The organism is Mycobacterium gordonae (genome assembly GCF_001417955.2).
Classification (GTDB): Bacteria; Actinomycetota; Actinomycetes; order Mycobacteriales; family Mycobacteriaceae; genus Mycobacterium; species Mycobacterium gordonae_B.
The window spans coordinates 1-12,816 of the sequence record NZ_LKTM01000344.1 but is presented as its reverse complement, the minus strand read 5'-3'; the positions used below and the strand labels follow the sequence as shown (position 1 = coordinate 12,816).

General features: G+C 66.3%; 15 protein-coding genes. 9 read left to right on the top strand and 6 right to left on the bottom strand.

Annotation, left to right across the window (positions count from 1 at the left end):
* Nucleotide 1 precedes the first annotated feature (1 nt).
* Complete coding sequence (locus tag AO501_RS25200) at nt 2-946, bottom strand: class I SAM-dependent methyltransferase (protein ID WP_055580311.1); 945 nt, start codon at nt 944-946, stop codon at nt 2-4.
* Nucleotides 947-1,244: 298 nt separating this feature from the next.
* On the opposite strand from AO501_RS25200, the gene secY reads away from it, so the two are divergent.
* From secY to AO501_RS25170, 6 genes are read left to right on the top strand one after another with little or no spacing between them, the layout of a single operon-like run.
* The gene (gene secY / locus AO501_RS25195) at nt 1,245-2,570 is read left to right on the top strand and encodes a preprotein translocase subunit SecY (RefSeq protein WP_055580310.1); all 1,326 of its coding nucleotides are present in this window, start codon (nt 1,245-1,247) and stop codon (nt 2,568-2,570) included.
* A complete protein-coding gene (locus tag AO501_RS25190) occupies nt 2,567-3,112 on the top strand; it encodes an adenylate kinase (RefSeq protein WP_055580309.1) in 546 nt (181 codons plus the stop codon). The genes secY and AO501_RS25190 overlap by 4 nt, the downstream gene beginning before the upstream one ends.
* 2 nt (nt 3,113-3,114) lie before the next feature.
* Nucleotides 3,115-3,912: a type I methionyl aminopeptidase gene (gene map / locus AO501_RS25185; protein WP_055580308.1), complete on the top strand. Its 798-nt coding sequence runs from the start codon at nt 3,115-3,117 to the stop codon at nt 3,910-3,912.
* A gap of 44 nt (nt 3,913-3,956) precedes the next feature.
* Nucleotides 3,957-4,490, top strand: coding sequence for a sigma-70 family RNA polymerase sigma factor (locus tag AO501_RS25180; RefSeq protein WP_082658834.1), 534 nt, complete (start codon nt 3,957-3,959; stop codon nt 4,488-4,490).
* The gene (locus AO501_RS25175) at nt 4,487-5,191 is read left to right on the top strand and encodes an anti-sigma factor family protein (RefSeq protein WP_055580307.1); all 705 of its coding nucleotides are present in this window, start codon (nt 4,487-4,489) and stop codon (nt 5,189-5,191) included. Before AO501_RS25180 ends, AO501_RS25175 begins: the two co-directional genes overlap by 4 nt.
* A 26-nt stretch (nt 5,192-5,217) precedes the next feature.
* On the top strand, nt 5,218-5,718 hold the full coding sequence (locus tag AO501_RS25170; protein WP_055580306.1) for a MarR family winged helix-turn-helix transcriptional regulator: 501 nt from the start codon (nt 5,218-5,220) through the stop codon (nt 5,716-5,718).
* Here the strand turns inward: AO501_RS25170 and mmsB are convergent.
* Genes mmsB through AO501_RS25155 form a run of 3 tightly spaced genes read right to left on the bottom strand, consistent with a single transcriptional unit; the run spans nt 5,715 to nt 9,300 of the window.
* Complete coding sequence (gene mmsB, locus AO501_RS25165; RefSeq protein WP_055580305.1) at nt 5,715-6,599, bottom strand: 3-hydroxyisobutyrate dehydrogenase; 885 nt, start codon at nt 6,597-6,599, stop codon at nt 5,715-5,717. The two genes, AO501_RS25170 and mmsB, sit on opposite strands and share 4 nt — an antisense overlap.
* A gap of 9 nt (nt 6,600-6,608) precedes the next feature.
* Nucleotides 6,609-7,769 (bottom strand): isobutyryl-CoA dehydrogenase, encoded by a 1,161-nt coding sequence (locus AO501_RS25160; RefSeq protein WP_055580304.1) that lies wholly within the window; start codon nt 7,767-7,769, stop codon nt 6,609-6,611.
* A gap of 10 nt (nt 7,770-7,779) precedes the next feature.
* On the bottom strand, nt 7,780-9,300 hold the full coding sequence (locus AO501_RS25155; RefSeq protein ID WP_055580303.1) for a CoA-acylating methylmalonate-semialdehyde dehydrogenase: 1,521 nt from the start codon (nt 9,298-9,300) through the stop codon (nt 7,780-7,782).
* Nucleotides 9,301-9,480: 180 nt separating this feature from the next.
* Between AO501_RS25155 and AO501_RS25150 the strand changes: the two genes are divergently transcribed.
* Together AO501_RS25150 and AO501_RS25145 are read left to right on the top strand one after the other, a co-directional pair.
* On the top strand, nt 9,481-9,981 hold the full coding sequence (locus AO501_RS25150; RefSeq protein ID WP_055580302.1) for an RNA polymerase sigma factor: 501 nt from the start codon (nt 9,481-9,483) through the stop codon (nt 9,979-9,981).
* Nucleotides 9,981-10,682 carry a Rieske (2Fe-2S) protein gene (locus AO501_RS25145; RefSeq protein WP_055580301.1) on the top strand — a complete coding sequence of 234 codons (702 nt, stop codon included), beginning with the start codon at nt 9,981-9,983 and terminating at the stop codon, nt 10,680-10,682. Before AO501_RS25150 ends, AO501_RS25145 begins: the two co-directional genes overlap by 1 nt.
* A gap of 35 nt (nt 10,683-10,717) precedes the next feature.
* Here the strand turns inward: AO501_RS25145 and AO501_RS25140 are convergent, their stop codons facing one another.
* Entirely contained in the window at nt 10,718-11,629 is a 912-nt protein-coding gene (locus AO501_RS25140) for an integrase core domain-containing protein (RefSeq protein WP_055580300.1), read from the bottom strand.
* 35 nt (nt 11,630-11,664) lie between these two features.
* Nucleotides 11,665-12,009, bottom strand: a complete 345-nt coding sequence (locus AO501_RS25135; protein ID WP_055580299.1) for a transposase — start codon at nt 12,007-12,009, stop codon at nt 11,665-11,667.
* Nucleotides 12,010-12,111: 102 nt separating this feature from the next.
* On the opposite strand from AO501_RS25135, the gene AO501_RS25130 reads away from it, so the two are divergent.
* Nucleotides 12,112-12,816 (top strand): DUF222 domain-containing protein (locus AO501_RS25130; RefSeq protein WP_156452777.1); only part of this gene is annotated, 705 nt, incomplete at its 3' end.

The window sequence follows — 12,816 nt, the reverse complement described above, 5'->3', positions numbered from 1 at the left end:
GTTACCGCCGCTCCGCACTCAGGTAGACCACCTCGCCGAACGGCGCATCGTCACCGGAGGCCGGCTCCAGCCCGTGCTGAGCGAACAACTCAGAGTTGCGCCTACTGGTGGTCTGCCAGCCGTGAGCGGCCAGGTAGGTCCCCGCGTCGGTGCGATCGTCGAAATACACCAGCGCGGCCATGTCGAAGTCCAGACCGTGGCGGCTCCACCGCTCGTTCTGCCGCTTCATCCGGGTGCGCAGTTCCTCTTGGTTGATCTCGTTGATGTCCAGCAGGCCCTCGGTTGCGAACCGGCTCCCCGGGACACTGAGCGCGCCGATCTGATCCAGCAGCCGGTCCTGGGCGTCGGCCGGCAGGTAGCCCAGCAAGCCTTCGGCGATCCAGGCGGTGCGTTGCGTGGGGTCGAAGCCGGCCTCCCGAAGTGCGGCGGGCCAGTCCTCACGCAGGTCGACGGCCACGGTGCGCCGGTCCGCGGTCGGCTGAGCGCCCAAACCGGACAGCGTCGCGGTCTTGAACTCGATCACCTGAGGCTGGTCCACTTCGAACACGGTGGTGCCCGACGGCCAGGGCAACCGGTAGGCGCGGGAGTCCAGGCCCGCGGCCAGGATGACGGCCTGCCGGATGCCGGCCTCGGTCGCGGCGCCGAAGAAGTCGTCGAAGAAGCGGGTCCGGATGGCCATCGCGTTGGCGAAGTGCACCGTGCCGGTCGCCGTCTCCTCGTCCAGTTCGGCCAGGTCCAGCTCGCCGCTGGCCAGCCGGGAGAAGAAGTCGACGCCAACCGCGCGGACCAGCGGCTCGGCGAAGGAATCGGTGGCCACCGCGCCCGCTCCATCGGTGTCGCGTGCCGCCACGGCACGCGCCGCCGCGACCATCGTGGCCGTCAGGCCCACGCTGGACGCCAGGTCCCAGGTGTCGCCCTCATACCGTGCGCTGCTTATTTGGGTCATCTAGCTGCTCCCGAAAACGTGCGATCTGATACTTAGCAAATATAACGAGCTTCTGGGACTGTACGCCGGAAAGTTGACCGTCTGCTGTCAGCGGAGGCCACCCTGGACGGACCAGTGCGCACCAGCTGTTAGTCTCGTACACGGTTTGACGCGCTTGGATCTTGGCTGGCCGTATGTCCTGGCCTGCCGGTGTTGGGCGCGTGACGCGAGATGACCTCGGGAACTATTAGACATTGGAACCAGCCGGCCAGTCCCGGTTGGCATGCCGCCACCAGAGTTCGGCTGCGCAGGAGGAAGAGTGCTTTCGGCTTTCATCTCATCGCTGCGGACAGCCGACCTGAGACGGAAGATCCTCTTCACGCTGAGCATCGTCGTCCTGTACCGCGTCGGCGCCGCGCTGCCCTCACCCGGCGTCAACTTCCCCAACGTGCAGCAGTGCATCAAGGAAGCCAGCGGCGGCCAGGCCGGTCAGATCTATTCCCTGATCAATCTGTTCTCCGGCGGCGCGTTGCTGAAGCTCACGGTGTTCGCGGTGGGGGTGATGCCCTACATCACCGCGAGCATCATCGTGCAGCTGCTCACCGTGGTCATCCCGCGGTTCGAAGAGCTCAGGAAGGAGGGCCAGGCCGGTCAGGCCAAGATGACGCAGTACACGCGTTACCTGGCGATCGCGCTGGCCGTCCTGCAGGCCACCAGCATCGTGGCGCTGGCTGCCAACGGCGGTCTGCTCCAGGGCTGCTCGCTGGACATTCTGGCCAACCAGACCATCTTCTCCGAGATCGTCATCGTGATGGTGATGACGGCCGGCGCCGCCCTGGTGATGTGGATGGGCGAGCTGATCACCGAGCGCGGCATCGGCAACGGCATGTCGTTGTTGATCTTCGTCGGCATCGCCGCCCGCATTCCCGCCGAGGGCAATCAGATCCTGCAGAGCCGGGGCGGGATGATCTTCGCGGCCGTATGTGCGGCCGCCCTGGTCATCATCGTCGGCGTCGTGTTCGTCGAGCAAGGCCAGCGCCGGATCCCCGTCCAGTACGCCAAGCGCATGGTGGGCCGGCGGATGTACGGCGGAACGTCGACATACCTGCCGCTGAAGGTCAACCAGGCCGGCGTTATCCCGGTCATTTTCGCGTCCTCGCTGATCTACATTCCAAATCTGATCACTCAGCTGGTTCGTAGCGGCAGCGGCGGTGGTGGCCACAGCTGGTGGGACAAATTCGTCGGAAGCTACCTTTCCGACCCCAGTAGCCCGGTGTATATCAGCATCTATTTCGGGTTGATCATCTTCTTCACGTACTTCTACGTGTCGATCACGTTCAATCCGGATGAGCGTGCCGACGAAATGAAGAAATTCGGCGGCTTTATTCCCGGCATTCGGCCCGGGCGCCCGACCGCTGATTATCTGCGCTTTGTGCTGAGCCGGATCACTCTCCCCGGCTCGATCTACCTCGGTGTCATCTCCGTGCTGCCCAACCTGTTCCTCCAGATCGGCAACAGCGGCGGGATACAGAATCTACCCTTCGGGGGTACCGCGGTTCTGATCATGATCGGCGTCGGGTTGGATACGGTCAAACAGATCGAGAGTCAGCTCATGCAGCGCAACTATGAAGGGTTCCTCAAGTGAGAGTGGTATTGCTGGGACCGCCTGGGGCGGGCAAGGGGACGCAAGCCGAGAAGCTGGCCGAAAAGCTGGGGATTCCGCACATCTCCACTGGCGAACTGTTCCGCAGCAATATCCAGGAGGGCACCAAGCTGGGCGTGGAGGCCAAGCGCTACCTGGACGCCGGTGACCTGGTGCCGTCCTCGCTGACCAACGAACTCGTCGACGACCGGCTCAATGACCCGGACGCCGCCAACGGCTTCATCCTCGACGGCTATCCGCGGTCGGTGGAACAGGCCAAGGCGCTGCACGAGATGCTGGAACGGCGCGGCACCGACATCGATGCCGTCGTTGAGTTCCGGGTCTCCGAGGACGAGCTGCTGACCCGGCTGACGGGCCGCGGTCGTGCCGACGACACCGAAGAGGTCATCCGTAACCGGATGAAGGTCTACCGCGAAGAGACCGCGCCGCTGTTGGACTACTACAGCGACGAGCTGAAGACCGTCGACGCGGTCGGTACCTTGGATGAGGTGTTCGCTCGCGCGTTGCAGGTTCTGGGCCAGTAATCATGGGCGCCCTGGCACGGCTGCGGGGCCGCAAAGTGGTACCTCAGCGCACTGCCGGTGAGCTCGATGCGATGGCGGCGGCCGGCGCGGTCGTTGCCGCCGCCCTGAAAGCGGTTCAATCTGCGGCGGTGGCCGGCGTGTCCACCCTGAGTCTCGACGAGATCGCCGAGTCGGTGATTCGCGAGGCGGGCGCCATCCCGTCCTTCCTCGGCTACCACGGCTATCCGGCGTCGATCTGCTCGTCGGTCAACGACCGCGTCGTACACGGAATCCCTTCCGCCGCCGAGGTTCTGGTGCCCGGCGATCTGGTGTCCATCGACTGCGGCGCGGTGCTGGACGGCTGGCACGGTGACGCGGCCGTCACGTTCGGGGTGGGCAACCTGATCCCCGCCGACGCGGCGCTGTCGCAAGCGACCAGAGACTCTCTGGAAGCCGGAATCGCGGCGATGGTCGTCGGGAACCGGCTCACCGACGTCGCGCATGCCATTGAGACCGGTACGCACGCCGCTGCGGCCCGCTACGACCGCGCCTTCGGGATCGTCGAGGGTTACGGCGGCCACGGCATCGGCCGGCAGATGCATATGGACCCCTTCCTGCCCAACGAAGGCTCGCCGGGGCGGGGTCCCACCCTCGCGGTTGGGTCGGTGCTGGCCATCGAGCCGATGCTGACGCTGGGAACCGGAAAGACCGTCGTCCTCGACGATCAGTGGACCGTGACCACCGTTGACGGCTCGCGCGCCGCCCACTGGGAACACACCGTGGCCGTCACTGAAGACGGTCCGCGCATCCTCACGCTTTGAACCAAACTCCCCGATGACTCGTATGAGTAACGGGAGGTGATCAGGTGGCTCGTGTGGCCAACACCGGGGCTGCTGAAGCCGCTCTGATGAAAGCGCTCTATGAGGAGCATGCCGCCGTCCTGTGGCGGTATGCGTTGCGGTTGACCGGCGACGCCGGCCAGTCCGAGGATGTCGTCCAGGAGACGTTGTTGCGGGCTTGGCAGCATCCGGAGGTCATCGGCGACACCGAACGTTCGGCGCGGGCCTGGCTGTTCACCGTCGCCCGCAACATGATCATCGACGATCGGCGCAGCGCCCGGTATCGCAACGTCGTCGGGTCGACGGACGAGGAGGGCGCGCCGGAACAGTCCACGCCCGACGAGGTCAACGCGGCGCTGGATCGGCTGCTGATCGCCGAGGCGATGGCCCAGCTGTCCGTCGAACACCGGGCGGTGATCGAGCGGTCGTACTACCGTGGCTGGACCACTGCTCAAATTGCCAACGATCTGAATATCGCAGAGGGAACAGTGAAGTCGCGCCTGCACTACGCGGTGCGCGCGTTGCGGCTCACTCTGCAGGAACTGGGAGTCACGCGATGACGGGGTCTGTGCGACACGACCAGCCCGGCGACACGCACCGCTACGCGACGTGGGATGCCGCCTACGTACTGGGGTCGCTGTCGGGTGCCGAGCGGCGGGAATTCGAAACGCATCTGGCGGATTGTGCGTCTTGCCGCCAGGCCGTTGCCGAACTCAGCGGCATTCCGGCGCTGCTGTCGCAGCTGAGCCGCGACGACGTGGTCGCGATCAACGAGGCCGGATCGGCGCCTTCGACGCCGGAGATGTTGCCGTCACTGCTGGAAACGGTGCGCTGGCGGCGGCGCCGCACTCGGCTGACCTGGCTGGCTTCGGCCGCCGCGGCAGTGGTGCTGGGCATCGGCGTGCTGGTCGGGGTCAACGGCTACTTCGCGACGAACTCGCAACCAATCACCTCGGCACAGCCGATGGAGCAGGTTGGCACCAAGCTGCTGACGTCGACGATCTCGGTGTCCAGCGAGCACTGGGGCACCTTCATCAACCTGAAGTGCTTCTGCCTGGCGCCACCGGACGCCCCGCACGACACCCTGGCCATGGTGGTGGTGGGCCGCGACGGCAGCCACACTCGGCTGGCGACCTGGGTGGCCGAACCCGGGCACAGCGCAACCCCGGCCGGCAGTATCTCGACGCCGATGGAGCAGATCGCCGCCGTGCAGGTGGTTGCCGCCGACAGTGGTCAGGTTCTGCTGGAGCGTTCGATGTAACTCGCCCGGTGCGGTAAGAAAGGGACGTGGCTGACTCTGCGAAGCGCGATCCCATCGCCGTGGCGAGAACCAACTGGGAACTCGCCGGCTGGGGCGATGTCTCGCAGGGCATGGTCGCGGTGACGTCGGTGATGCGCGCGCACCAGATCCTCTTGGCCCGCGTCGAGACCGCGCTGCGGCCTTACGATCTGAGTTTTTCCCGGTATGAGTTGCTGCGATTGCTGGCGTTCAGCCGCACGGGTGGCCTGCCGATCGCCAAAGCGTCGGACCGACTGCAGGTACACGTCACCAGCGTCACGCATGCTATCCGGCGGTTGGAGTCCGACGGGCTGGTAAAGCGGGTACCTCATCCCACCGACGGGCGGACCACGCTGGTGCAGATCACCGAACTGGGACGCTCCACGGTCGAGGACGCCACCGTGACCCTCAACGAGCAGGTGTTCGCCGATATCGGGATCGATGCCGCCCAGTCGGAGGCGTTGGTGTCGTCCATAGAGACGTTGCGGCGCAACGCCGGTGACTTCTAGCCGTTGCGCAGCATTTCAATGACGGCGCTGAAGTCCTTATCGGCGTGCTTCGCCGCGAATCTGGCGTAGATCTCCGCCGCGTGGGTGCCCAGGGGAGCGGCCGAACCGGTCGAGGCGACGGCATCCATCGCCAGGCCCAGGTCCTTGTTCATCAGCGCGGTCGCGAAACCCGGCTTGAAGTCGTTGTTGGCCGGTGATGTCGGAACAGGCCCAGGCACAGGACAATTGGTGTGCACCGCCCAGCAGTTACCGGTTGCCCCGGTGATCACGTCGAACAGCGACTGCGCAGACAGGCCGAGCTTCTCGGCCAGCACGAACGCCTCGCCGATCGCGATCTGCTGAACCGCCAGCACCATGTTGTTGCAGACCTTGGCGGCCTGACCGGCGCCAGCAGCGCCACAGTGAATCACCTTGCCCGCCATGGGTTCCAGCACCGGGCGCGCGCGTTCCAGGGCGTCGGATTCGCCGCCCACCATGAAGGCCAACGTCCCGGCCGTCGCTCCCTTGACGCCGCCGGACACAGGCGCGTCGAGCTGCTGCATACCCTGCGAGCCCGCCAGCTCGTGCGCGTCGCGGGCATCGCTGACCGAGATGGTGGAGCTGTCGATGAACAACGCACCGGGGCGCGCGGCGGGCAGCACCTCGGCGTAACAGCGTTTGACCACCTCGCCGCTGGGCAACATGGTGATCACGGCGTCCGCGTCGGCCACGGCTTCGGCGGCGGTCCCGAACAACGTCACACCCTTGTCGGCTGCGGCGCTCGCGGCTGCGGGTACCGGATCGTAGCCGCGCACCAGGTGGCCTGCGCCAAGGAGATTGGCTGCCATGGGCGCGCCCATGTTGCCGAGTCCCAGGAACGCGATCGCGAGACGTGTTGTCATGGTGCCCTTCTAGGCGCTGGCCCGAATGCGCGCGGCCTCGGCGCGGCCGACGACCACCCGCATGATTTCGTTGGTCCCTTCCAGGATCCGATGCACCCGCAGGTCGCGGACGATCTTTTCCAGACCATACTCGCGCAGATAGCCGTAACCGCCGTGCAGCTGTAGCGCCTTATCGGCCACCTCGAAGCAGGTGTCGGTGACGTACCGCTTGGCCATCGCACACAGCTCGACCTTGTCGACGGCGTTGTCATCCAGAGCGGATGCAGCCCGCCACAACATCATTCGCGACGTCTCCAGTCCGGTGGCCATGTCGGCCAGGGTGAACCGGATGGTGGGCTCGTCGAGCAGCGCGGAACCGAACGCCTGCCGGTCACGGACGTAGGCGCCCGCCTTGTCGAACGCGGACTGCGCTCCGCCCAACGAGCAGGCGGCGATGTTGAGCCGTCCGCCGTTGAGGCCGTTCATCGCGATCCCGAAACCGGTGCCCTCACCGTCGGCACCGCCGAGCATGGCGTCGGCCGGGACCCGCACGCCGTCCAAAATCACTTGGGCGGTGGGTTGGGCGTGCCAACCCATCTTCTCCTCGAGCGCACCGAAACTCAGTCCCGCAGTGTCTTTTTCGACGACAAAGGCGGAGATGCCGCGCGGTCCCTCATTGCCCGTTCTGGCCATCACCACGTAGACGTCGGACGCCCCGGCACCGGAGATGAACTGCTTCACGCCGTCCAGCACATAATCCGAACCCTGCTTGACCGCACGCGTGCTCAACGCGCTCGCGTCGGAGCCGGCGCCGGGCTCGGTCAGGCAGTAGCTGGCGATGACGTCCATCGTCGCCAGCCGCGGCACCCACGCCTTGCGCTGTTCGTCGGTGCCGAAGCTGTCGATCATCCAGGCGCACATGTTGTGGATGGACAGGAACGCCGCGGTCACCGGGTCGGCGATGGCCAGCTGTTCGAAGATGCGCACGCCGTCCAGGCGGCGCAGTCCGCTGCCGCCGACGTCGTCGCGGCAGTAGATCGCCGCCATCCCGAGTTCGGCGGCCTCGCGCAGCACGTCGGTGGGGAAGTGCTTGGTGGCGTCCCATTCCAGGGCGTGGGGGGCCATCCGCTTGTCGGCGAAGGCTGCCGCCGTCTCGGTGATCACCCGTTCTTCATCGTTGAGGGTAAACATCTTCTGCCCGTCAATCCATTGTGGGGATGACGAATTCGGCACCGTCCTTGATGCCGGACGGCCAGCGGGAGGTGACGGTCTTGACCTTGGTGTAGAACTGGATCGACGCCGGACCGTGCTGGTTGAGGTCGCCGAAGCCGGACCGCTTCCAGCCTCCGAAGGTGTGGTAAGCCACCGGAACCGGAATCGGGACGTTGACGCCGACCATGCCCACCTGCACCCGCGAGACGAAGTCGCGCGCGGTGTCGCCGTCGCGGGTGAAGACCGCCACGCCGTTGCCGTACTCGTGCTCGGACGGCAACCGGAGCGCCTCTTCGTAGTCGTGGGCACGCACGATGCACAACACCGGCCCGAAGATCTCGTCGGTGTAGATCGACATCTCCGGGGTGACGTGGTCGAAGAGGGTGGGCCCGATGAAGTAGCCGCCCTCGAGATTGGCGTCACCGAAAGTCAGGTCGTCGCTGGCGCGTTCGCGTCCGTCGATGACCAGTTCGGCGCCGGCCTCCACGCCCTGGCCGATGTAGTCGCGCACCCGGGTCAGTGCGGCCTCGGTGACCAACGGGCCGTAGTCGGCCTTGGGGTCCAGGCTGTGTCCGACGCGCAGGCCGTTGATGCGCTCAATCAGCCTGGCGCGCAGCCGGTCTGCGGTCTGCTCGCCGACCGGCACGGCGACGCTGATGGCCATGCAGCGCTCACCGGCGCTGCCGTAGCCGGCGCCGATCAGCGCGTCGACGGCCTGGTCGAGATCGGCGTCGGGCATCACGATCATGTGATTCTTGGCGCCACCGAAGCATTGCGAACGCTTTCCGGTGGCCGCTGAGTGGCTGTAGATGTACTGCGCGATGTCGGAACTGCCGACGAAACCCACCGCCTGGATGTCCGGGTGCTGCAGGATCGCGTCGACAGCTTCCTTGTCGCCGTGCACCACCTGGAAAACCCCGGGCGGGAGGCCCGCATCCAGGAACAGTTCGGCCAGTCGGACCGGAACCGAGGGGTCGCGTTCACTTGGCTTGAGCACGAACGCATTTCCACACGCCAGAGCCGGACCGGCCTTCCACAGCGGAATCATCGCCGGGAAGTTGAACGGGGTGATGCCGGCGACCACGCCCAGTGGCTGGCGCAGCGAGTAGACGTCGATGCCGGGACCGGCGCCCTCGGTGTAGTCACCCTTGAGCAGGTGCGGGATGCCGATGCAGAACTCGATCACCTCGATGCCGCGCTGAATGTCGCCTCTGGCGTCCGGCAGTGTCTTGCCGTGTTCGAGGGAGAGCAGTTCGGCCAGCTCGTCGATGTTCTTGTTGACCAATTCGACGAATTTCATCAGGACCCGGGCACGGCGCTGCGGATTCCATGCCGCCCAGCCTTGTTGGGCCTCGACGGCAGAGGCCACCGCGGCGTCGATGTCGGCCTGGTTGGCCATCGGGACGGTGGACTGGACTTCTCCGGTACTCGGATTGAGAACGTCGGCGGTGCGGGTGGAGGAGCCGGCGGTGCGCTGCCCGTCGATGAAGTGGGGAATCTGCGAGGTCATGGTTGTCCCGAGGAAGTAGGTAAGAGGTTTACTTGCATATCCTAGTAACTGAGGCGCGGGGCTGCAAGGAGGGTGGCTTGCCGCATCGCTTGCCGGTGTAACCCGATCCCGTATTCACTATTCGTGAAGGGATCGGCGCGACACAGGAGTCAGGAAACGGTTAGCGACCAACCAAGGCCGTTGCGTGCGGTGCCCGATGACGGTTATCCCAACTGGGAGGCCGTCTATCAGGACAACGCCACCTGGGTATATCGCACGCTGTTCGCACGGGTAGGCAATCGGGCGGATGCCGAAGACCTGACCACGGAAGTCTTCCTGGCAGCCTTGCGGCCGCTGCGGTTGACCGCCAGTGTGGCCGAGGTGCGGGCCTATCTGCGGGCCACCGCGCGAACCGTGCTGGCTGCGCACTGGCGCGAGACCCTGGGCCGCGAAATCACCTCGATCGACGACATCGAGCAGCCACCTCAAAGTGAGGAAGCGGTCAACAACGCACCGCAGCGCGTCGCCCGCGTACTGGACCAACTGCCGGAGAATTATCGTCGAATTCTGCAGCTGAGATTTCTGGGAGGCAATTCGATCAAGGAGTCCGCGGCCCTGCTCGGGGTGAGCGTCGCCAATGCCAAGGTGCTCCAACATCGTGCGCTGCGGCTCGCCGCACAGATGAACGAGGGGAGCGAGTGATGAACGTCCGTGCTCTGCGCCGATACCTCGACGACTTGCTCGGCGGCCGCCGTCCGCGGCCGTTCCAGCCCGACGACTTCGAGGCCGCACAGATCCGCACCGCGATCGAGCTCCGGGCCGCGCAACCCGGGGGAGACTCACCGAGGCCGGAGTTCCTTGCGGAGCTGCACAGTCGCCTCGCCGAGCAGCAATCCGAATCGGTTGCGCCTCAACCGTTTAAGGCCGGGGCTACGCGCAGGCAGGTGGTGGTCGGGACGTCGGCCGCCGCTGCCGCGGCGGTGGCCGCAGTCTCCGTAGACCGGCTCGTCATCGGCGACCGTGGTCCGGCAACGCCGCCGGGTGGTGGGGAACTCACGCCCAACGCCGGGCGCTGGGTGCCGGTCGCGGCCAGCTCCGAGGTGCCCGATCGGATGATGCGGCCCTTCGACCTCGGCGTGGTCAACGGATTCGTTCGACGGGTGGACGGCAAGCCCGAGGCGGTATCGGGTGTGTGCACCCACCAGGGCTGCCGGCTGTGGTTCGATGCGCCCGACGACCGGCTGCGCTGCCCGTGCCACTCGGCGTCGTTTTCGCCGGCCGGCGAGGTGTTGACACACCAAAACCCGGTTGCGCCAAGCCCTTTGCCGAAATTCCTGGTTCGCGAGGTGGACGGGGAGATCGAGGTGTTCGCCCCGGCGCCCCCGGACAAACCGTCCGTGTAAGGCGTCTGCGGGCGGGTCGAATTGGATGTCTTGGGTCAAGAACTTGGCAGGTTTCTGGGGGATCTTTCTGCAAGGTAGGCCTGTATGGGGGTGCGGTCGGCCAGGGCTTGGTGGGGTCGGATGGTGTTGTAGATGATGCGGAAGCGGTGGGCTTCCATGTCGAGGGCGTCGCCGTCGCCGATGTAGCCGCGGAACAGGTGCTCGTATTTGAGGGTGCCGAAGAAGCGTTCGATAACACCGTTGGTCTGCGGTGATTTGATGCGGGTCCGGACGTGTCGCATGAGCGGGTCATCGCCGGTGAAGGCGGTTTGGAAGGTTTTTCCGCGGAAGCAGGGTCCGTTGTCGGAGACCACGGCAATCGGGGCGGGGGCTTGTCCGATGATGGTGTCGTCTGCATCGAAGATGTCCATCAGGCCGCGGTCGGTGCGCAGATCATCGAGGTCGAGCTGGCGTTGGGCTTCGGTGACGGCGAGTTGGAGGCAGCGCAGAGCGTCCGCGCCGCGCCCGGTGGGGGTGACGGTGATCGCGAGGCAGTATTTGGTGGCGTAGTCGATGACCGCGCAGATGCGCCGGATGCCGCCGTTGGTGGTTTCGAATTCGGAGAAGTCGGTCTGCCAGACCCGGTTACGTTCGGTGGGTGGATCGCGGAACACGTTGCGCCGCAGCACCGCCCACGATTTGCGATCAGCCCGAAAGCCTTGCGGCAGAAGCAGTCCGCGGCGACGCAGTGCGCGTTGCACCGAGGAGTTGGTGACCTGATGACCGTCAGCGCGCATCAGCGCGGCGATTTTGCGGTAGCCCCATGCCGGCCACGCTTCGGCGTATTTCGCGGCCAGCGCTTCGATGCGATCGACCACCGGTGCTGGCCACGGGCCCTTGGCGACGTCGCCGCCGCGCAGCCGGGCCAGATGCCGCCGGTAGGTGCGTTCGGGGATGTCGGCCAGCACGCAGAACCTCGAAACCGGCAGCCCCGCCGCCTCTCTTAGGGCTTCGAGGTCTGGGAAGGGACCTGATCGATCAGCGCGGCGCCGCGCTGCCAGATCCGCAACTGCACGGTCGCTTCGGCCAGCGCGAGCTTGAGTTGTTCGTTTTCCAGCTGCAAACGCCGATGCTCGGGAGTGCCTCGGGCGCCGGCCGGGCCGCTGGGCACTTCCTCGAGTCGCTCAGCGCCGGCGGCGAGGAACTGGTGCTTCCATTTGGTCATCGTCACCGTGGAGACACCGCAGCGGCGCGCTGCTTCCGCGCAGGTCATCTCCCCGGCCAGCACGGCCAGGACCAGGCGGGTCTTCTCCTCGGCCGGAACCTTCGTACGTCGCGATCGAGACATATCCACAACCTTCCAGCCGAGGCCGCAGTTTCTACAAGTCGCGACCCTGCCAAAAAGTATGAGTCAGTAGATGGTGGTAGTATCGAACATGTGTTCGATTTGATGCGGTTGTCGCAGGTGGACCCGGGTGCCACCGAAGCCGAACTGGTCGCGCGCATCACCGAGTTGGAGCAGGTGAAATCCGCGGCGGCTGCGGGGCAGGCGCGGGCGGCGGCCGCCCTGGATGCCGCCCGGCGTGCCGCGGAATCGGCCGCGGGAGTGCCGGCGGGCAAGCGGGGCCGCGGAGTGGCCAGCGAGGTCGCCCTGGCCCGCCGCGACTCCCCGGCCCGCGGGGGCCGGCACCTGGGATTCGCCACCGCCCTGGTGCACGAGATGCCCCACACCCTGGCCGCGTTGGAACACGGCGCGCTCAGCGAATGGCGGGCCACCCTGATCGTGCGGGAATCGGCCTGCCTGGACGTCGAGGACCGCCGCACGTTGGACCGCGAACTGTGCGCCGAGATGGACACGCTGGTGGGCCTGGGTGACACACGGATCACCGCCGCGGCCAAAAAGATCGCCTACCGCCTGAACGCGCGCGCCGTCGTCGACCGGGCCGCCAAAGCCCCCGCCGACCGCACCGTCACCATCCGCCCGGCTCCGGACACCATGACCTGGGTCAGCATCCTGCTGCCCGTCGCCCAGGGCGTCGGTGTCTACGCCGCGCTACGCCGCACCGCCGACACCACCTTCGACGGCCGCTCCCGCGGACAAGTCATGGCCGACACCGCCTTCGAACGCATCACCGCCACCCCCGCCACCACCCCG

Bases quoted from the DNA above. Each gene is read 5' to 3' on its own strand.
- AO501_RS25200 (WP_055580311.1), bottom strand. From the start codon at position 946: ATGACCCAAATAAGCAGCGCACGGTATGAGGGCGACACCTGGGACCTG.
- map (WP_055580308.1), top strand. From the start codon at position 3,115: ATGGGCGCCCTGGCACGGCTGCGGGGCCGCAAAGTGGTACCTCAGCGC.
- AO501_RS25175 (WP_055580307.1), top strand. From the start codon at position 4,487: ATGACGGGGTCTGTGCGACACGACCAGCCCGGCGACACGCACCGCTAC.
- mmsB (WP_055580305.1), bottom strand. From the start codon at position 6,599: ATGACAACACGTCTCGCGATCGCGTTCCTGGGACTCGGCAACATGGGC.
- AO501_RS25160 (WP_055580304.1), bottom strand. From the start codon at position 7,769: ATGTTTACCCTCAACGATGAAGAACGGGTGATCACCGAGACGGCGGCA.
- AO501_RS25155 (WP_055580303.1), bottom strand. From the start codon at position 9,300: ATGACCTCGCAGATTCCCCACTTCATCGACGGGCAGCGCACCGCCGGC.
- AO501_RS25145 (WP_055580301.1), top strand. From the start codon at position 9,981: ATGAACGTCCGTGCTCTGCGCCGATACCTCGACGACTTGCTCGGCGGC.
- AO501_RS25135 (WP_055580299.1), bottom strand. From the start codon at position 12,009: ATGTCTCGATCGCGACGTACGAAGGTTCCGGCCGAGGAGAAGACCCGC.